This is a genomic window from Ruegeria denitrificans, assembly GCF_001458295.1.
Lineage (GTDB): Bacteria > Pseudomonadota > Alphaproteobacteria > Rhodobacterales > Rhodobacteraceae > Ruegeria > Ruegeria denitrificans.
The window spans coordinates 228,264-247,440 of the sequence record NZ_CYUD01000008.1 but is presented as its reverse complement, the minus strand read 5'-3'; the positions used below and the strand labels follow the sequence as shown (position 1 = coordinate 247,440).

Annotated in this window: 20 protein-coding genes and 1 tRNA gene; 7 read left to right on the top strand and 14 right to left on the bottom strand. The window is 56.5% G+C overall.

What is annotated here, in order from left to right; translation table 11 throughout:
• Nucleotides 1–3 precede the first annotated feature (3 nt).
• Nucleotides 4–678 (bottom strand): TIGR04283 family arsenosugar biosynthesis glycosyltransferase, encoded by a 675-nt coding sequence (locus tag RUE5091_RS22680; RefSeq protein WP_082643661.1) that lies wholly within the window; start codon nucleotides 676–678, stop codon nucleotides 4–6.
• Nucleotides 679–751: 73 nt separating this feature from the next.
• Between RUE5091_RS22680 and ygfZ the strand changes: the two genes are divergently transcribed.
• On the top strand, nucleotides 752–1,489 hold the full coding sequence (ygfZ, locus tag RUE5091_RS14030) for a CAF17-like 4Fe-4S cluster assembly/insertion protein YgfZ (RefSeq protein ID WP_058282575.1): 738 nt from the start codon (nucleotides 752–754) through the stop codon (nucleotides 1,487–1,489).
• Between the two features lie 104 nt (nucleotides 1,490–1,593).
• Nucleotides 1,594–2,538 (top strand): ABC transporter transmembrane domain-containing protein, encoded by a 945-nt coding sequence (locus RUE5091_RS14025; RefSeq protein WP_058282540.1) that lies wholly within the window; start codon nucleotides 1,594–1,596, stop codon nucleotides 2,536–2,538.
• A gap of 57 nt (nucleotides 2,539–2,595) precedes the next feature.
• On the opposite strand, the gene efp is transcribed toward RUE5091_RS14025, so the two are convergent.
• On the bottom strand, nucleotides 2,596–3,159 hold the full coding sequence (gene efp, locus RUE5091_RS14020; protein ID WP_058282539.1) for an elongation factor P: 564 nt from the start codon (nucleotides 3,157–3,159) through the stop codon (nucleotides 2,596–2,598).
• A 218-nt stretch (nucleotides 3,160–3,377) separates the two neighbouring features.
• Between efp and RUE5091_RS14015 the strand changes: the two genes are divergently transcribed.
• Nucleotides 3,378–3,698: a DUF6280 family protein gene (locus RUE5091_RS14015; protein WP_008757056.1), complete on the top strand. Its 321-nt coding sequence runs from the start codon at nucleotides 3,378–3,380 to the stop codon at nucleotides 3,696–3,698.
• Between the two features lie 63 nt (nucleotides 3,699–3,761).
• On the opposite strand, the gene RUE5091_RS14010 is transcribed toward RUE5091_RS14015, so the two are convergent.
• Nucleotides 3,762–4,331 carry a hypothetical protein gene (locus tag RUE5091_RS14010; RefSeq protein WP_058282538.1) on the bottom strand — a complete coding sequence of 190 codons (570 nt, stop codon included), beginning with the start codon at nucleotides 4,329–4,331 and terminating at the stop codon, nucleotides 3,762–3,764.
• Nucleotides 4,332–4,392: 61 nt separating this feature from the next.
• On the opposite strand from RUE5091_RS14010, the gene RUE5091_RS14005 reads away from it, so the two are divergent.
• The gene (locus RUE5091_RS14005; protein WP_058282537.1) at nucleotides 4,393–5,850 is read left to right on the top strand and encodes a cobyric acid synthase; all 1,458 of its coding nucleotides are present in this window, start codon (nucleotides 4,393–4,395) and stop codon (nucleotides 5,848–5,850) included.
• A 3-nt stretch (nucleotides 5,851–5,853) separates the two neighbouring features.
• Here RUE5091_RS14005 and RUE5091_RS14000 read toward each other — a convergent pair whose 3' ends face one another.
• The 3 genes from RUE5091_RS14000 to RUE5091_RS13990 all read right to left on the bottom strand — a co-directional run bounded on the left by RUE5091_RS14000 (nucleotide 5,854) and on the right by RUE5091_RS13990 (nucleotide 8,951).
• Entirely contained in the window at nucleotides 5,854–6,708 is an 855-nt protein-coding gene (locus tag RUE5091_RS14000) for a hypothetical protein (RefSeq protein ID WP_058282536.1), read from the bottom strand.
• Between the two features lie 74 nt (nucleotides 6,709–6,782).
• Nucleotides 6,783–8,201 (bottom strand): TolC family outer membrane protein, encoded by a 1,419-nt coding sequence (locus tag RUE5091_RS13995; RefSeq protein ID WP_058282535.1) that lies wholly within the window; start codon nucleotides 8,199–8,201, stop codon nucleotides 6,783–6,785.
• A 96-nt stretch (nucleotides 8,202–8,297) separates the two neighbouring features.
• Nucleotides 8,298–8,951 carry a protein-L-isoaspartate O-methyltransferase family protein gene (locus tag RUE5091_RS13990; RefSeq protein ID WP_058282534.1) on the bottom strand — a complete coding sequence of 218 codons (654 nt, stop codon included), beginning with the start codon at nucleotides 8,949–8,951 and terminating at the stop codon, nucleotides 8,298–8,300.
• 227 nt (nucleotides 8,952–9,178) lie between these two features.
• Here RUE5091_RS13990 and RUE5091_RS13985 point away from each other — a divergent pair.
• Nucleotides 9,179–9,252: transfer RNA gene (locus RUE5091_RS13985), tRNA-Cys, on the top strand.
• Between the two features lie 103 nt (nucleotides 9,253–9,355).
• Nucleotides 9,356–10,186: a protein NO VEIN domain-containing protein gene (locus tag RUE5091_RS13980; RefSeq protein ID WP_058282533.1), complete on the top strand. Its 831-nt coding sequence runs from the start codon at nucleotides 9,356–9,358 to the stop codon at nucleotides 10,184–10,186.
• A gap of 12 nt (nucleotides 10,187–10,198) precedes the next feature.
• Here the strand turns inward: RUE5091_RS13980 and RUE5091_RS13975 are convergent, their stop codons facing one another.
• On the bottom strand, nucleotides 10,199–10,675 hold the full coding sequence (locus tag RUE5091_RS13975) for a tyrosine-type recombinase/integrase (protein WP_165590784.1): 477 nt from the start codon (nucleotides 10,673–10,675) through the stop codon (nucleotides 10,199–10,201).
• 180 nt (nucleotides 10,676–10,855) lie between these two features.
• Between RUE5091_RS13975 and RUE5091_RS13970 the strand changes: the two genes are divergently transcribed.
• Nucleotides 10,856–11,083: a hypothetical protein gene (locus tag RUE5091_RS13970; protein WP_131726317.1), complete on the top strand. Its 228-nt coding sequence runs from the start codon at nucleotides 10,856–10,858 to the stop codon at nucleotides 11,081–11,083.
• A gap of 63 nt (nucleotides 11,084–11,146) precedes the next feature.
• Here the strand turns inward: RUE5091_RS13970 and RUE5091_RS13965 are convergent, their stop codons facing one another.
• From RUE5091_RS13965 to RUE5091_RS13935, 7 genes are all read right to left on the bottom strand, one after another.
• Complete coding sequence (locus RUE5091_RS13965; RefSeq protein WP_058282530.1) at nucleotides 11,147–12,115, bottom strand: sugar-binding transcriptional regulator; 969 nt, start codon at nucleotides 12,113–12,115, stop codon at nucleotides 11,147–11,149.
• Nucleotides 12,112–13,134 carry an ABC transporter permease gene (locus tag RUE5091_RS13960; RefSeq protein WP_058282574.1) on the bottom strand — a complete coding sequence of 341 codons (1,023 nt, stop codon included), beginning with the start codon at nucleotides 13,132–13,134 and terminating at the stop codon, nucleotides 12,112–12,114. Before RUE5091_RS13960 ends, RUE5091_RS13965 begins: the two co-directional genes overlap by 4 nt.
• Nucleotides 13,131–14,162, bottom strand: a complete 1,032-nt coding sequence (locus RUE5091_RS13955; protein ID WP_058282529.1) for an ABC transporter permease — start codon at nucleotides 14,160–14,162, stop codon at nucleotides 13,131–13,133. Before RUE5091_RS13955 ends, RUE5091_RS13960 begins: the two co-directional genes overlap by 4 nt.
• Nucleotides 14,159–15,685, bottom strand: coding sequence for a sugar ABC transporter ATP-binding protein (locus tag RUE5091_RS13950; RefSeq protein ID WP_058282573.1), 1,527 nt, complete (start codon nucleotides 15,683–15,685; stop codon nucleotides 14,159–14,161). The genes RUE5091_RS13955 and RUE5091_RS13950 overlap by 4 nt, the downstream gene beginning before the upstream one ends.
• Nucleotides 15,686–15,895: 210 nt before the next feature.
• Complete coding sequence (locus RUE5091_RS13945; protein WP_058282572.1) at nucleotides 15,896–16,912, bottom strand: sugar ABC transporter substrate-binding protein; 1,017 nt, start codon at nucleotides 16,910–16,912, stop codon at nucleotides 15,896–15,898.
• A 356-nt stretch (nucleotides 16,913–17,268) separates the two neighbouring features.
• A complete protein-coding gene (locus RUE5091_RS13940) occupies nucleotides 17,269–17,553 on the bottom strand; it encodes a putative quinol monooxygenase (RefSeq protein ID WP_058282528.1) in 285 nt (94 codons plus the stop codon).
• Between the two features lie 3 nt (nucleotides 17,554–17,556).
• Complete coding sequence (locus tag RUE5091_RS13935; protein ID WP_058282527.1) at nucleotides 17,557–19,170, bottom strand: GMC family oxidoreductase; 1,614 nt, start codon at nucleotides 19,168–19,170, stop codon at nucleotides 17,557–17,559.
• Nucleotides 19,171–19,177: the final 7 nt, after the last annotated feature.

Sequence of the window (19,177 nt, the reverse complement as noted above, 5' to 3'; positions counted from 1 at the left end):
CGCTCAGCGCCGATAGGCCTGCGCCAGTCGCTCTGGATCGGCCCCAAGAAAATACTGGGTCAGAATCCACAAATTCCGTGCCCCCCGACGCAACCAACCCGCCCGCGCATAGCGATCCGCACTCGTAACCGCGCGGGTGTTCAGCAGGGTGATGCGGGGCAATGCGCGCACCAGTGCCACGTCCTCCATCAAGGGCTGGTCCGGGTAACCTCCGGCCTTCTCGTAGGTGCGACGCGGTACCAGTAGCCCTTGATCGCCATAAGGAAGGCCAAATACCCTACTGCGCAGATTAGCCCAGCCTGCAACCCATGCTGGCCAGAACCCACGCGCACGAAAGGCCAGACGAAAAGCTGCCGGTTTGCCTGTGGGCAAATGCTCTGCCACGTCCTTGCTCCAACCTTCCTGCAGAACGGTATCGGCATGCAGAACCAACAGCCATTCACCTTGGGCAGCTGCACAACCCCGTCGGAGCTGCCCCCCGCGGGAGGGGGTTCCGGTCACGATCTCGGCCCCCGCCTCTTCTGAAATCTCAAGGGTCTGGTCGATTGATCCGCCATCGGTGACGATCAGCTCGCGGACCAGACCCGTGTGCAAACCCTCCATCAGCACAGGCAGAGACTCCAACAAAGCCTCACCCGCGTTCAGGGTCGGGATGACGATGCTGATCGGAGCTGGCAAAGCGGAAACCCTCTGGTCATGGCGGCGCGATCTCCTATATCACGAGGCCAAGGGAAATGACGAGGACCACCCCATGCCCAATCGCCGTATTCTGCGCCTTAGCGGGTCGGACACTAACAGCTTTCTTCAGGGGCTGGTCACAAATGACATAGCTGGGTTGGATCACGGGCTGGTCTACGCCGCGCTGCTGACGCCGCAGGGCAAGTATTTGGCGGATTTCTTTCTAAAACGTGACGATGATACGGTTCTGCTGGATGTCGCCGAGGATATCGCGGACGGGTTCGTTAAACGGCTGAGCATGTACAAGCTGCGCGCCGATGTTGCGATTGAAGATAGCGGCCTGAACCTTCAACGCGGCACCGGTCCGGCGCCCGCAGATGCCCTGCCCGACCCGCGCCACCCGGATATGGGGTGGCGGGCCTACACGGTCGAGGCCAAGGCTGATGACGGCACTGATTGGGATGCCATTCGCGTGCGTCACTGCATTCCGGAATCTGGTATCGAGCTGACCCCCGACAGCTATATCCTGGAATCCGGGTTTGAGATGCTGAACGGCGTCGATTTCAAAAAGGGATGCTATGTCGGGCAGGAGGTCACCGCCCGGATGAAACACAAGACCGAACTTCGCAAAGGGTTGCGCAGCGTACAGGTTGACGGCACGGCTCCGGTCGGAACCGAGATCACGTCGGGTGGCAAACCGGCTGGTACGTTGTTCACCCAGTCGAACGGTCGGGGGATCGCCTATCTCAGGCTTGATCGCGCTGGAAATGACATGCAGGCCGCTGAGGCCACGGTCACGCTTGATGCCTAACATGTTGCGATTCCGGCACGGCTGATCTGCCGAACCACCTCGCACCCTTTGAACACATCCGGGGCGCTGCCACACTGCGGTCAGTTCACTGAACGGATGCGCATATGTTCAAACTATACCGCGCGATCTGGCGTGCCAGCGCCGGGCGGCAAATCATCCTCATAATCCTATCCATTGCCATCGCGGGCCTTGCCGCTGTGCCGTTGGAATTTCAGCGCGATATCGTCAACCATCTGACCTCGAACGATATCAGCACCGAGCGGTTGCTGTATCTGGGCTCAGGCATGTTGTCGGTTATTCTGCTGAGCCTGGCCCTAAAATGGCTGCTGGGCTATCGCGCCGGAACGCTGGGTGAGGATCTGATCCGAATGATCCGCCAGCGGCTATTGGTGCGTTCGTCCGACCTGAGCGAAACCGGAGAGAAAATGCGCACCGGTACCATGACCACGGCCATCTCGGCCGAGGCCGAGGAGCTGGGCAAGTTCGCTGGTGGCGCCTTTTCGGACCCGGTGGTGCAGATCGGTACATTGATCAGCGTCATTGGCTATATCTCATCCACGCAACCGGGGCTGGGCATGATCGCCTTTTCAATGATCGTGCCGCAGATCGTGATTGTGCTGATCTCACAGCGCAAGGTGAACATCTTCGTGGCCGAGCGGGTCCGCATTTTGCGCAGCTCAACTGACAGGCTGACAACCGAAGACATTGACGCCGTGGCACGGGATATCGAGGCCCAGTTCGACGATATCTACAACACCCGCCGCCGCATGTTCCTGTGGAAGCTGTCGGCCAAATTCCTGCTGAGTGTCATTAACGGCGCAGGCACGGTCGGTGTTCTTATGCTGGGCGGCTATCTGGTTTTGAACGGTAGAACTGATGTGGGCACCGTGGTCGCAGCCACCAGCGGTCTAGGCCGCATTCAGGGGCCCACCGCCTTTCTGATCGCCTTTTACCGGCAGGTCAGTGCCAACCGCATCAAATACGAATTGATGCTGGAACTTTTTGGTCCCAACCCCGAACGTTATCGCCAACCCAGGAAATCTTATTAAAAAAGACCGCGCAGCCCCAGCCGCCGCGATCTTTTAATGTTCCGCCAAAGCGCTGGTTTAGGCGCGTTCGGAATAATCCATGGTTTCGGTGTTCACCACGATCATCTCATCCTGCCCGATAAAGGGCGGCACCATGACCTTGAGGCCATTGTCCAGAATCGCCGGTTTGAACGAGTTCGCAGCGGTCTGACCTTTGACCACAGGCTCGGTCTCGACGATCTTGCAGATCACTTTTTGCGGCAACGAGGCGTTCAACGCCTCGCTTTCATAGAATTCGACCACGATTGTCATGCCGTCCTGCAGAAACGGGCGGCGCTCGCCCAGCAAGTCTGCTGGCAGTTCAATCTGCTCGTAGGTCTCGGAATCCATGAACACCAGCATACCGTCAGATTCGTACAGGAATTGTTGATCTTTCTGTTCAAGGCGCACACGTTCGACCTTGTCCGCCGAACGGAAACGTTCGTTTAACTTCGAGCCATTGCGCAGGTTACGCAGTTCAACCTGCGCAAAAGCGCCGCCTTTACCGGGCTTTACGTGATCGACTTTAACAGCAGCCCACAGCCCGTCGTTATGCTCAAGCACGTTGCCGGGGCGAATTTCGTTCCCATTTATCTTGGGCATGACTTAAATCCTTCACAAACGGTTGATGCGTCAGTTCCCGACCCTATATCTGGCGGGACCACACCTGACAAGACAACGAGACCTAGTGCTGCACTTGCAGCAAGCTATGCAAATGACGCAACGCAACTATGCATTTTAGCTGTATCCGAATCACATCTAATAGGTCATAAGGACCGTCACGCCGAAAATGCAAGAGCAAGAACAACAAGGAAGACGAGATGAGAGATTTCGTTGACGGCACTGCCTTTAACAACGAGCAAGGCAATCGTGCACGCAAACTTTTCGCAGCCGTTGTGCTGGCTGCACTGGACGACGCTATTGCCGATGACAAGAAATATGGCAATGGCCCCGAACAGATCGCCCGCTGGGCTCGCTCGCGCGATGGCCGCGAGGTGCTGTCCTGCGCAGGTATCGACCCGAACGAACGGGTTGTCGGCGGATTGATGGAATTCGTTGGTCGCGGCGTGCGTACCTCGGTCGCGCTGTCGCGTGAAGAAAGCGAGCGTCGCAATGCCGCTCAGCAGGCAGAAGCGGCCTAAACCAAGGCGATTTCTGTAGGAAAAAGCGCGCCACCTTCCGGGGCGCGTTTTTCTATTTGCGGGTCAAAAGAACAGCAGCCATTGGCGGGCCACCCAAATCTCGCCCCCCAGCAAGGCGGTGAAGAACAGCTTGGCAGGCCCTGACAGCCCCCTGCTCCACAGCACCACGTAAGATCCCACACATAGGACGGCTGAAACCGGTGCCACCCAAAGGGCGTAGTGCGTGCTGTCCCAATAGCTGACCGGGCTGTGAAAGACCCAATCGCTCAGCGGCCAAAACTGCGGGCGTCCGTCGCCCGCATGCAGCAGGAAATCCACCGTCAGATGTAACAGTCCTGCGGACGTGGCAACGGTTAGAAACCGCCATCCCCGCCAGACCCCAAGCATCAGCGCCAGCCCCCACAGGATGAAAGAGTTGTCGATAGCAAACACTGTCTGCCAGGCCGGTGAGAAGTACAATTCATCAAAGACGACCTGCGGCGGGACGCCCAATATGTGCAGAGACACCCCGGCCATCACGTACAACGACAAATCAGGCAGCACCGAGCCCAGCACTGCAGCCCATAGAATCGCCCCGCGCGCAGGCCGCGCAAAAGCGGCAGCGCCGATCAAAAGATGCGCGGGCGTGTTCATCCGGGGCTTTCCCTTTGGTGTCAAATCAGGTCATCTGCGCCCTAACGTATAGGAGACGACCATGGTTCGCGCCATCATGATTCAGGGCACCGGCAGCAATGTTGGAAAATCGGTTTTGGTAGCCGGGCTTGCGCGCGCCTACACTCGGCGTGGGCTGAAGGTGGCTCCGTTCAAGCCGCAGAACATGTCAAACAACGCCGCCGTGACTGAGAATGGTGGTGAGATTGGGCGCGCGCAGGCCTTGCAGGCGCGCGCAGCCAAGTGTCCGACTCACACGGATATGAACCCAATTCTTTTGAAACCGGAAACAGACACTGGCGCTCAGATCATCGTTCAAGGTCAGCGCGCGGGCACGATGAAGGCGGGCGACTATCGTAAGGACAAATCCAAACTGCTAGGTGCCGCGCTCGAAAGCTTTGACCGGCTGTGCAGCAATGCCGATCTGGTGTTGATCGAAGGCGCAGGCAGCCCCGCTGAAACCAACCTGCGTAAAGGCGACATCGCCAATATGGGCTTTGCCTGCGCCGCTGACGTCCCCGTAGTTCTGGTCGGCGACATCCACCGCGGCGGAGTCATAGCGCAAATCGTCGGCACGCAGGCGGTTCTGGATACAGGTGATCTTGAGATGATCACTGGTTTCGCCGTCAACCGATTTAAAGGCGACGTGTCCTTGTTCGACGAGGGGCGGAACGACATCGCCGCTCGCACAGGCTGGCCCTGCATTGGCGTTGTCCCGTGGTTTCACAACGCGTGGAGATTACCGGCCGAGGATATGATGGACATTCGCTCGCACAGCGGTGGGGCCTGTAAGGTGGTCGTACCCCAGCTGGAACGGATGGCGAATTTCGACGATCTTGATCCGCTATCAGCCGAACCGGGTGTTACCGTCGAAATCATTCCCGCTGGGCGCCCCCTGCCCGGCGATGCCGATCTTGTGCTGTTGCCGGGCAGCAAATCCACGATCGGCGATCTGGCGTATTTCCGGGCACAGGGCTGGGATATCGACCTGTATGCTCATGTCCGTCGGGGTGGCCATGTGCTGGGCCTGTGCGGTGGGTATCAGATGCTGGGCAAATCCATTGCCGATCCAGATGGTGTCGACGGGCGCCCCGGCACGGTCGAAGGGTTGGGTCTTTTGGATGTAACCACGACCATGGCCGGTAAAAAACAGGTCACCCTGCGCACGGCACGCACCATTCCGGGTCATGAACCGATCACTGGCTACGAAATTCACATGGGTCGAACCGAAGGCCCCGATTGCGACCGGGCCTGGCTTGAGATCGAAGACCGGCTGGAAGGTGCCACCGACACGACTGGCCGCATTCGGGGCAGTTATCTGCACGGCATCTTTTCGTCTGACAGCTTCCGCGCCCGTTATCTTGAGCAGCTGGGCGCGGCATCAGACCTGTCCTATGAGGATGGTGTCGAGGATACGCTGGACGCACTGGCGGACCATCTGGAACAGCATATGGATCTGGATCGCCTGCTGGGCATGGCCCGGCCACCGAAGCGGCCATAGGGCTTATTTCAATTCGCGATCAGCCAGCGCACGGTGAATCTCGCGCCGGACCATCTTGCGGACATTGCGAGTGATACGTTGTCCCAAAACGCCCTGCAGTTCTTCGCGAACAACTTGCGCGATCAAACCACGCAGCGCGTCTTCATCTATATTCAACGCATCTTTTTTTGCAGTCGGTGCAACCGGAGACTTCACTTCCGGCTTTGCCGCCTGTCTAGAGGCCACGACCGCCGGGTCCCGAACAAAGGTCGCCTTCGAGGTAGTATCAACGTCTGCGTGCATCATTTCGGCTGGGCTGATCTTCGCAGAGTAGGAAATGTTGAATTCATCTTCTGCAGCCCACTCCGGTGGTCTTGTCGGCATCTCGGAGTCTGTAGCCCATTCTTGCGGCCTTGTCGATGTCTCAAGCTCTGCAACCCACTCCAGCGGCTTTGTCGGTGTCCCGGAATAAGCGTCTTCGCTATCGCCATCCGGTTCCCACTGGTCTTCGGTTCGGGCAATAGCGGCTTCTAGCGCCTCAATCTTTGAACTCAGACTGTCCGCAGGGACGTCTTCCTGCTCAGTCCCGGTTCGTTGCTCAATGGCAGGCTCCGTGTGATTCACCACATCGCATGCTCGCAGGAGCATCGGCTTGACGGAATCTTCGGCCCTGTAATCCGGCTCTGCTACTTGAGGCTGAGATTTCTCTTTCTCGGCAACATCACCGACTCGCAAGGCGTCGGTCAGGACCAGCCGACTGCGCTTTCGTGAGTTGGACGCCTCAAGAACGCTCGGAATTCTCCGATCTTCTTCGCTGACCAGGCGCTTTATCGAGGACAAAACGTCCTCGATTCCCATTTTTACGACTTCATCCGTCATTGTTCTCTACCGCTCTAACCTTGAGGTCGAGTGTAGCCAAACAATGCGAACCAAACAACAGGTAGTATTAGTCTTCAGTCGCGACGCAACGCTTTGAGGACGCGATCCAGGTCACGGCTTTGCCTACTGACCTGCGCCGGAGCCTTTTTAACCAGATTGTAGTACAAGGTCGGATCGTAAATCTGCACGGCCAAACCCAGACGTTCTGCCGTCAGCAAGCCTTGCGCATCCAGCAACTGATACGCGGCACGCGACCGTTCGGTCCGCGACGCGACCTCGGCCAACTGCGCGTCCAACAGGTCCTGCTGAGCGTTCAGAACGTCGAGAGTGGTCCGCGCGCCCAGCGTTGCTTCTTCCCGGATACCGTCAAAGGCCACTTGCGAGGCCCGAACCCGTTCCGTCGATGCCCGCAAGCTGGCGCTGGCGGCCTGATACCCGGCGTAGGCGTCTGCGACTCCTTGGGTGATGTCCTTCTGCACGTTCAGCAAATTGGCGCGCGATGCATCGCGCGTTGCCATTGCCCGACGGACCGTGGCAGCCAGTCGACCACCCGCATAGATCGGCTGGGTGAACGTCAGCGAAACCGATGCATCTTCAGTACTATCATCATTATCGTAACTTTCGGTGAAGCCCGCATCAGCATTCAGGCCGACATTCGGGCCAAGGTTGGCACGCTGCTGTTGCACAAACAAATCCAGCGCCCGCACCTGGTGTTGCGCTGACTGAATAGCTGGATGATTGCGCTGAGCCAAGCCAACTGCTTCACCCTCTGATTGTGGCAGGTTCGGCAGGCTCGGTTGACCGGCTGTACGACCAGGTGCTTTGCCCACTGCGTTGACATATTCTGCTTGCGCTATGCTCAGGTTACCGCGTGCAACCGCAAGATCCGCCTGTGAACTGGCGAGCTGCGCTTCGGACAACGCAACGTCCGTCCGGGTCACTTCACCCACATCAAAGCGGTCCTGAGAGGCCCGCAATTCTTCGGCTGACACCTCCACGTTGTTCAGTCGGATTTGCACCGTTTCTTCCTGCAGCAGAACACCCAGATAAGCGTTCAAACCGCGAAACAGGACATCCTGCTCAACATCCAGTAACGCCTGTCGCGTAGCCAGCACAGTTTCCTGCGCTGATTGCTTACCCAGCACCGAAAAACCGCCATCATAGATCAACTGGCTCAACGTGAGGCCGGTGAAAAAGGTAGATGGCTGATTCAAAGTAGAGACACCACTTACGGTGGGTCGGTTGTGGCTCTGAGTGACCTGCGCTGTCCAGTTGATGATCGGACGCAGCGCCGACAAGGCTATTGCGACGTCTTCATCAGCCGCACGCAACAAGGCCCGGTTCTGTTCAAGCAAACCGCTTGTATTGTAAGCTCCGATAAACGCATCGGTCAGGTTATCAGCCCAAACCACACGCCCCGGTATGGCACTCAGCGCGATTCCCGCAGTCAGTGCCATTGTCTTAAAAATCTTTCCCCCTGCCCTCGAACGCATGACGAAATCCTTCTCAAATCAAAATTACGCTGCCCTGACCGTAGTTTGCGCCGTTGTTTTCAACTAATCAAGGCAGCAGAAAAATATGCGATGAAATTATAGCGAAAATGCACACTCTGCGGAAAATGGCTGTAAAATCGGGGCATTGGCATTGAATGCGTGACGCCACGTCACCCGATCAGCAGATTTATGCCCAATGCGAACCGTTCCCAGCTCTCCTTCGACAAACAAGCAAGCAATGCGCCCGTGATCTTTCAACTGCGCGATCAGCGCTTCCGGCACGCGCTCAACCCCGCCTTGAATCATGATGACATCATAAGGGCCATGTTCAGGCGCGCCCTGCTCCAGCGGACCAACATGCACAACCGCGTTGTCGGCATCTGCGTCCATCAGGATCGTTTGCGCCTCTGACGCGAGATCCTCGTCCACTTCCACGGCGACTACAAGTTGCGCCATGCGCGCTGCGACGGCTGTGGAATAGCCCAGCGCCGGGGCGATATCCAAAACCGCCTCGTCCTTCGAGATATTTAGCGCATCCAACATTTTCGCCAGCGTCCGTGGTTCGGGCAGACAGCGACCACCACCAAGATCAATCACCCCTTCGGCATAGGCCGCTTCGCGCTGTGCATCGGGAACAAAGTTTTCCCTCTGCACGGTCAGCATGGCATCAATTATTGGGAACTTCGTTACATCCGAGGGTCGGACCTGCGTATCAACCATCGTACGGCGCCGGGTTGCGAAATCTGTCATTGGATCGCTCATGTTATTCCCAAATATATCCGGCTTTTGCCATATCCGGACGAAACCGGCAACGGTTGGAGCAATGAAAGTTTCGCCAGATCACAGAGACTTGGTGTCGCGCCGCGTCACACGACGCCTTTGGAAACGGATTTTTGCAACCAACCCACTGGACGCCCCAGACGAAAGGTGTTAAAACGCCTGACACACCACGGCAAGTATTTGATTTTACTTGAAAAGGCGAGTTGGCGGAGTGGTGACGCAGCGGATTGCAAATCCGTGTACACCGGTTCGATTCCGGTACTCGCCTCCAACACTTAGCGAAAATTGCATCGCTCAGTTTACAGCCGGTTTACACCGTGGCCGCAAATATTCCTGTGCATGACATCAGGAAACCCTTCGCATAGCCTGGCGCCATGAGCGATGAGGAATGGTCAGATAAGGAAAACGACGCCATCGTGGTGGACTATTTTTCCATGCTTTCTGATGAGTTATCGGGCAACAGATACAACAAGGCGGCCCATAACCGCACCTTGCAGGAGTTGATCGATAGGTCCAAGGGTTCGATCGAGTTCAAGCACCAAAACATATCGGCGGTCCTCAAAGGTTTGGGTGAAACATGGATCAATGGTTACAAACCCGCCTTCAATTTTCAGATGTCGTTGGTGGATGCGGTTGCCCGGCATCTCCAGCAACGCGGCGGATGGATTGCCGAGAGGCCTTCCCTGGCTTTGGGGGCATCGGAGGCTCTTGGAGCTATTTGGATCGGCACGCTACCGACCATGCAAAACACGCCACCTCCAGATGAACTGGAACAAATGCAGGCCGTAGCACGGAAATTCGATGTGGCAGGACGGGATGAGAGAAACCGATCTCTGGGCAAGGCCGGGGAAGAGCGCGTTCTACATCATGAACGCGCCGTTCTGACCAATGCAGGCCGACGTGACTTGGCAACGAAGGTGCGGTGGGTCAGCCAGGAAGATGGCGATGGTGCCGGTTATGTTATTTCGAGCTACACGCCCGAAGAGAACAGCCGCCTGATCGAGGTAAAGACGACCAATGGCTGGGAGCGCACACCCCTTCACATTTCCCGAAACGAATTGGCGGTTGCAGAGCAAAACCGTGACCACTGGATCCTTTTCAGGCTATGGAATTTCTCACGGGAACCAAAGGCGTTCGAACTACGCCCACCTTTGGATGCTCATGTCGCATTGAACGCCACGGGTTTCCAGGCGAGTTTTTACTGAAGAACAGAAAGCTCACACTTTGACACCAGCTTCTTTGCGGGCCCGTGCCAGCTTCAAAAGCACTTCATCTGATTTCTCCGGCACCAAAGCGACGTAGTTTTCGATGGTGTTTGCGGCATGGCGAAGGCCCCACCCCATAGTGGTTGCAATCTCTTCCAGTGAGCAGCCCGCCCGCAGAAGCTCTGTAGCAGCCGTTCCTCGCATGTCGTAGAAGTGCAACTCATCTCTCACATGGACTTTTGAGCGGTCCTTTCCAGCGCGTTTGTTTGCCCTCTTACGAAGTTCGCGGACGATGCCGGACGCTCTCTCTGGCTGCAGTTTTCGGCCTTCCAATGAAACAACGAGATATTCTTGTTCCCTCGGTGTTTCATCGATCAGTTTGCCCAATGCCGGTGTCACAGGGATCGCGGCTGGCTTGCCCGTTTTTGTTCTTCGAAAGAACAGACGGCGCCCTTTGGGGGTCCTCTGCACGTGCTCGCGCTTCAGCAAGCCAATGTCCTGTGGGGTCAGGCCACCCTCTGAAGCAGCAACCACGACACGCTTGCCCAGCGGGCATGCGGACGGCCGCTCACACGGCGGCCTGGCGGAGCCACATTTTCGCGCCCGGGTGGCGAAGCCGGGATACAGACCGCATTTCCTGTTCGACCACCTCAATCAATGGAGAACGAAATGGCGGACCTGGATCAACAAATCGAGCAAACGCGCGCGAAGCTGAGAGACCTTCAGGCCCGAGCGAGCAAGCAACGGCGTCGCGATGAAACGCGCAAAAAGATTATCTATGGCTCGGCTGTTTTGAAGCTTCTCGAGGAAATTGAGAGAGACAAAGCGGATCGATTGCTCAAGCTGCTGCACGAGCGTATCTCACGCGACTCCGATCGAGAGCTGTTAGGGCTGTAAAACCAAGTTAGATCTTCTTGGGGCACTACAGTCTCTCGGAAGAGCTGGGTGTAAGCAGAAATTTCATCTATTCTTCACACTATCCAAGGCTGATTGGGCCGTTACCTCATCAACCACTAACGTGTTAATATGTTGACCATTTAATGCAGCCAATATCGGTTCAACTTTCTCTTTACCGCTTGCTACGCCAATACGTATTGGAACCAACTTAGCGTCTAAAAGCGGTAGGCTGACAAGTCTGGAGTTAAGCGCACTACTGCATAACTCACCTTCACAATCGACCAGATGCCCGAGCAGTTCAGCCCTAACCCCGCTGTTGTACAGCTTCACCCGTTCCTCGTCAGACAACGGATGAGCTTTGTAATAGGTCGCATCCTCATCGGTTACTGCACCCAGCCCCAATAACGAGACATTTGCGTTCCGTGCCTGATTGAGCACATCGCTGACCGCACGGACCGACAGGAGCATGTCGCGCTCTTCCTTGGTATCTGCGTGCAATGGAATGTGGATAAGAGTTGCCGTACCGCCAAGCCCGTCTGCAATGCGCGTCGCCAGATGGTTTACGTCTGTATAGTGCTGTCCCTGAACACCGCCCGTCATTGGTATGACAATGTTCGACGTAGCTCCTTGAGGTTGGAGGTGATTGGCAACAACGCTCAGGGCTTTGCCTCCCGAAATTGCGATGACATCGTCCTTTTTCACGATGTCCTGAAGATGCTGAGCTGCTGCCTTACCGACCAAATCCAGCGTGGTACCCGCATTCTCGGTGACGGTATCGACCACAAGAAACTCAACACCAGACCATCGCTGTTTCAGTTGGTTTTCCAGATTGAACAATCGCTGAAACGGGCTGTGAATACGAAATTCGACCATACCCATTTCGCGGCCCTGTTTGATAAGCCGGTTAACCTTTGCAGTCGACAACCTTAGATTTTTTGCGATCTCCGCTTGCAGTTGACCTTCTTGAAAATGCAGAGTCAGGACACGTGCGATCAGGCGCAGGGTTTTTGGGTCAGGTCCGCTTGCGTTCAACTTTCACTGTCCTTTCTGCTCACCAAATGGTTCGACGCCGCTGCCAGCAACAACGCGGTGCCCACTACAAGAGTTTGGAAATAGGCGGGCACCAGTGTCAACATTCCGACGGTTAGGGACATAATTATCAGAGCCCCGATAAAGGACTTCAGAACACGCCCTTCACCGCCACTGAAGGCAGTACCACCCAACAGAACTACAAGTATAGCGGTTAGCTCCATACCGTCACCTGACAATGGATCGCCCAGCGACATAAAGCTGGACCGCGCGATCCCAGCCAATGCAGCGCAGATGCCAACCAGCACGTAAAGGATGATCACGGTCCGCGCTGTATCGATGCCCGACAATTTCGCCGCCATTGGATTGCCCCCAGTCGCTGCCGCGTATTTCCCCAGCTTCATCCGATCCTGCGCGACAATCATTGCGATCGTGACCAAAATGGCGACCCAGAATGCCCAAGGCAGACCAAAAAAGACGCCATCGCGACCATAGTCGTTAAACCAACCCGGCATTTTCAACCCTCCGCCGGATTTGATGGCCGAAACGCCATCTTCGACCAACAATAGTGCGATACCTTTATAGAGGCTCAGTGTGATCAGCGTGGCGATCACCGGCGTAATCTTTAATCGGATCACAAGAAAGCCGTTGATCGCGCCCAACAGAACACCGACCAAAACTGTTGCCAGAAAGGCAGGTACAAAGGGTACACCGTTGATGGCCAACAGGGCATAGACCACCGCGCTTAGGCTCATGGCGCTACCCACGGAAAGGTCAATATAGCCCGAGATCATCAGCAGCGTAAACGCCCCTGCAAGCGTCAGGATCGGGGCCGAAACGCGCAGGATGTTGATGATATTGCGCTCACTCAGGAAGTTGCCGCGCTCGAACAGCGGGAACTTGTCCAGATTGGCGGTGCTGAGCACTACGACCACAAGGATCAGGACCAAATAGATGTAGTAGTCTTTCAGGAACCGTTTTAGCCGGTCACCGAATTGTGGGGATTGGGTCAAATCAGTCATCCCGCGTGCCTCCGGGCCAGGGCCCATGTCTGGGCCATGATCGCGATGAACACGGCGATGGCTTTTAGAGTGAATTGCCAGTCTGGCGACAGCACCAACCCAGTGGCCGCCGAGGTCACTGTCGCCAGAATGATCGCGCCAAAGAACATTCCGATGACAGAGCCGAACCCACCCGCGATTGCAACACCGCCCAGCAATGAGATCACCAGCGCGTCAAACTCCATCAATGTGCCGCGGTTGGAGAACCCGGATTTGAACTCGGACGCGAGCAGGATACCCACCACCCCAGCCATCACTGCGCTGAACAGGTATAGCTTGACCACATGCCGCGCATTGTCGACCCCCGACAGGCGCGAGGCGACGGGGTTGGCGCCGATCAGATAGGTTAACCGACCGAAGACGGTCTTGCGTTCGACAAACACCGCCACAAAGATCAGGGTCGCCATTAGCACCACCGGCAGTTTGATCGAGGTGCCGAACATGGTCATGTTCCCCAATGTCCCGAAATCCGCCGGCAGGTTGGTGTTGCGTTGCGAACCTTGCGTGACCACCTGAGCGATCCCGCGCGCCAGCATCATCGTGCCCAGCGTGACAATGATCGACGGCACCCGCAGCGCGACCACAAAGGCGGCGTTGACGGCTCCGATCGACATCGCGCCGATCAGCGCGCAGACCATTGCCAGCCACGTGGGCATTCCCCAGCCCGAAGACAGAGCGTTGGCCCCATCCGTCGCCTGCGCGAACCACACTGCCAGCACGCCGGACAGCGCCACGATACCTCCGACCGACAGGTCGAAATTGCCCGAGACCAGCAGGAACGTGACCCCAACGCCCAGCGAGATCACCGCCCAGTTGTTTGTCACCAGATTCACAACATTCTGAAACTGAAAGAAATTCGGCACCAGAATGGACGCCAGCAGGAACAACGCCACAGCGGCCCCGGCCACCAGAGACGTGATGAACATCTCATCGCTCAGCCTGTTGTCCTGTTTGGCCAGCCTGCGGCCTGCAACTGCCTGATCGGTCATTTGTTTTCACCGCCCCCGCCGGTTACAACATTCAGGATATGCGGAATGTCGACCTCTGTCCCGTTCTTGATTTCAGCCTGGATCCGCCCGTCGTACATCAGGAAAACCCGGTCGCAGATACCCAGCACCTCTTCGAGTTCGGATGAAAAGATGCAGATCGCGCGGCCATTGTTGGCCAGATCGCGGATCAGGTCGTAGATTTCGGATTTCGCGCCCACATCGACGCCGCGTGTGGGTTCGTCGAGCAACAGCATATCCGCATCTGCAAACAGGCATTTCGACAGGACCACCTTTTGCTGGTTCCCGCCCGAGAGTTTCTCGGCATATTTCTCAATCGAATTTGTTGCGATCCCCAGCTTGCCGACATATTCGCGGGCGACTTCTTTCTCACGCTCATCCTGAAAAACGCCGAAACTGGCCAGTTTACGGATGTTCATGATCGGAATGTTGCGCCGGATCGCGAGTTCGGTGAACAGACCCTGCGTACGCCGCTCCTCGGGCACCAGAGCGATGCCTGCGGCGATAGCCTCCTTGGGAGAAGCCGCACGTTTGCGGCCCTTGAAATCGATCTGCCCGTCGGCTTTGTCGGCCCCATAGATGGCGCGCGCAACCTCGGTCTTACCTGCGCCGACCAGACCGTAAAAGCCGACGATCTCACCCCCTTTCACGTGAAAAGACACGTCTTTCAGCAGGTGGTTGGTCAGTCCCTTGACCGTCAAAACCGGATTATCCGCAATATCGCCACGCGGCTCGTAGTCATGGGTAATTGCACGCCCCACCATCATTTCGATCAATTCAGGCCGGCCATTCACGTCCGCCAGAGGTTTGGTGGCTATGTGCTTGCCGTCACGCATGACGGTGACATTGTCGCCCAGCTCAAAGATCTCATCCAGCTTGTGTGAGATATAGATGACCGTCACATCCGAATCCCGCAGACGGCGGATCACACCGAACAAGCGCTCGACCTCGCGTTCCGACAAAGCAGCAGTCGGTTCATCCATGATGATAATGCTGGCCCCTGATGAGGCCGCGCGGGCAATTTCAACAATTTGTTTCTGTGCCACACTCAACGACGAGACGCGCGCCTTGGGGTCAATCGTCGGCTCAATGGCGGCAAGGGTTTTGACCACGCGCCCCTCAAGGTCGGACTTGACCAGAAAGCCGAACCGGCTGGCCTCCATCCCCAGGGTCAGATTTTCCAGCACGGTCAGCTGATCGACAACGTGCAGTTCCTGAAACAGCGTGCCGACCCCGCTTTCGCGTGCATCCTGCGTGCTGTCTGGCTCATAAGTCCGGCCCAGAATGGCCATCGATCCGCTGGTCGGGGCCAGTGCGCCTGTCAGCATCTTCACGATGGTCGATTTACCGGCCCCGTTCTCGCCGACCAGACAATGCACCGTATTGCGGTCAATATCGAATGACACGGCATCCACGGCGCGCACACCGGGATAGTCCTTGGTCAAGTCTCTGATGGACAGTGCTTTTTCCTGTGCGTTTGCGGCAAAGGCAGTCTGCACGATCATCATCCCCTTCTATTTGGCAAGCCTACGACGCGCGCGATCCCGTCGCGTCCATGGAACAAGCTTATCCGAGATTGGATAGGTTGCCACCAGCGCCGGACCTTATGGGAGAGTAAGGCTTCGGAATTGGCGACAAGTATAGAACCGGATGGCAGGTCAGACCCGCGATTGGGCGACGGACCTGACCGCCAAACCCGGTTCAAAAAGTGCTTATTAGCCGCCGAACTGATCTTTCAGCCACTGTTCGGCCTCTTCTTTCGGCATCGACCAGTAGGACACGGTGTAGGCCTTGTAGAAGAATTCTTCAGCAGTGTCCGAGGTTGACTGAACCTTACCATCAAGCACATCCATGATCAGGTCAATACGGCCCTGTGCGGTTTCAACCGGCGGCAGACCCATCGAGACTTTGAGGCTGGAATTCGGGTCATAGACCTGTTCGAACTCGACCGAGTCAAAGTCGACGCTCGCCACGATTTCGGTCAGAGGCTTTCCGTTGTCGAACTTACCGCGCCCCAGTTGCGCCAGACCGGCCATTGTGCCAACGGTCAGGTTAGAGGCCTCGGAGTAAATCAAGTTTACTTCGGGCCGCTGCGTCAGCAGGTCCACGATGATCTGTTTCGCAGCTTCCTGACCCTTGCTCGAATCCAGCGCGCCCAGATTTTCCGCATCCGGGTCAACCGACAGTACTCCTTCGGCAAAAGGCGCGGTCCGGCCCGAATTCACCTCGGTATGGTTCGGCCAGCCCAACTGCACCATCACGATGGGCTTGTCGGGATGCGCCTCTTTCCAAGCTTTCGCCATCTGCGCGCCCATCTCGAAAGACACTGCCGCCTCGTCACTGCGCGCGGTCGGGATGCCGGTATCGGTAATTGGGCTGAAGAACGAGGTCATCACGACATCATCGGCCAGCGCGTCTTCAACGCCGGGCGTCGCGGCCTCGGCATCCCAGATATGCAATGTGGCGGCATCGAAACCACCCGCAACAACCTGATCGACATTCTGGGTCATCATGGCAGAATCCGCCTGCCCGTCAAACACCACAACCTCGGCCCCGTATTTTTCCTTGGCATAGCGCTCTGCTTCAGCCGCCTGAGACTGGTGAAACACGTTCGACAAGTCAGACACAAAGAACGCGATCCGCTTGCCATCCTCAGCAAATGCCCCTGCCCCACCTACAAATGTCAGTGTCGTTGCCAGCAGGCCCGCCTTTAGTACATTCCTCCGCTGCATATTTCTCTCTTCCCTTTTGTTTTCTCCAGAGTGCGGTCGATCCGGAGCGATGCGCTCCAAAGCCGCGATCCCAGTCAGCACCTCTCCTCAGGAACCGAGTCTGAAATTTATTGCAGTAAGTGTTATTATTATCATTTCCTCTTACTTAGTCAACTTTCTTGACGACTCTTCAATGAAAAAAATTGACGTTCGAGATCAGCCCAATGATCTCGCAATACACTGATAATAAGAGATATTTTACCAAAACGAATTCAAGCACTCGGCAGGCAAACGGTCTCTATGAAATCCGGTTGGAAAAAGAGAGAAAAACCTTTCTGAAACTCTGCAAAGAATCGAAAAAACGAATCCCGCAGCGCTTAAAGCTTCGCCAACTTTTGAACGGAAATTTGGGCCTTTCCGTTTACGGCCTCCTTGAACCGGACCATGTGTGACATGCGCCCGTGATTGATGATCGCCTGAGCGCCAGACCAGATCTCGTGGATCAGAAACTCTGACCTTCGGTGGGGTGAAACGAACACATCATAGCCTTTGTTACCTGCCTCCTCACGGCTGGCAAATGCCAATTCCTCGATGGCGGCACGCACTAAATCTGACTGACCGTCTTCCGGAACGATGCGTGCGATGATTACAATCTCGTTCATATTTCAAGCTCTCTTGCGGATCATATCCGCCGCTTTTTCAGCGATCATCACAACAGGTGAGGCCGTATTGCCCGAGACAATCTTGGGCATGATCGACGCATCAACCACACGCAATCCATCAAGCCCATGCACCCGAAGGTCTGTTCCCACCACGGCTGAGGCATCCGAGCCCATCTTGCAGGTGCCGACGGGGTGGAAAATCGTGGTGGCGATATCCCCCACGCCTTTCACCAAATCCTCCTCGGATTCCATCGCCGGACCGGGCAGGATTTCTTCGGGCTGATAGGGTTTCAGCGCCTTTGCCGTCATGATCATCCGCGCCTGTCGCACGGATTTCGCGGCGACCTGCTTGTCATTGTCGGTCGACAGGTAGTTCAGGCGAATATGGGGCTGAACCTTGGTATCCGCCCCCTGAACATGGCAGGTTCCGATGCTTTCAGGGCGCAGATTGCAGACCGAGACGGTGATGGCCGGAAAAGGATGCAGCGGGTCGCCCAGTTTGTCCGTCGACAGGGGCTGTACGTGATATTCCAGATCGGGCGTGGCCAGATCAGGGTTCGATTTTGTGAACATTCCGAACTGACTGGGGGCCATCGACATAGGCCCTGATTGCGTCAGCCCGTACTGCAGTGCGATCTTGGCCTTGCCAACCAACGAGTTCGCCATAGTGTTCAACGTCTTTGCGTTTTGGACCTTGAAAACTGTTCGGATCTGCAGATGGTCTTGCAGGTTCTCACCGACGCCAGGGCTTTCGTGGTGCAAAGCGATGCCATGTTCGGCCAGCACATCGCCGCGTCCCACACCCGACAGTTCCAAAATCTTGGGTGAGTTGATTGCCCCAGCCGCCAGAAAAACCTCGGCACCGGCAAAAGCATCATACCGCGTGCCCTTACGAACATAACGCACGCCCGTAACCTGTTTGCCGTCAAATAGCAGAGTTTCGGTTTCCGCGTGGGTCAACACCCGCAGATTTGGACGTTTCATCGCCGGTCGCAGGAAGCCTTTGGCCGTGTTCCAGCGCACACCGTTTTGCTGGTTGACTTCAAAAAACCCTGTACCCTCGTTGCGGCCGTCGTTGAAATCCGCGCGCGGCAGGATGCCGAATTCCTTGGCCCCTTCCTGGACCGCTTTCAGGATGTCCCATTGAAGCCGCTGCTTTGAAACCTTCCATTCGCCTCCGCTACTGTGCATGTCGCTGTCACCGGCGTGGTGGTCCTCGGACTTCAGGAAATAGGGTAACACGTCATCCCAACCCCAGCCCGTATTCCCCAGCTGCCGCCAGTGATCGTAATCCGCCGCCTGCCCGCGCATGTAGATCATGCCGTTGACCGAGGTGCATCCGCCCAGAACCTTGCCCCTTGGATACACCAGAGAGCGCCCGTTCAGCCCCGGCTCAGGCGCGGTTTTCATCATCCAGTCCGTGCGCGGATTGCCAATGCAATAGAGGTACCCCACCGGAATATGAACCCAGTGGTAGTTGTCGGATCCGCCGGCCTCAAGCAGCAGGACCCGCGTCTTGGGATCCTCGGTCAGGCGATTAGCCAGAACACAACCCGCCGTGCCCGCGCCAACAATGACATAGTCGTAATCCCCATCAAGTTTCCGCGCGTCTGTCATGAATTCC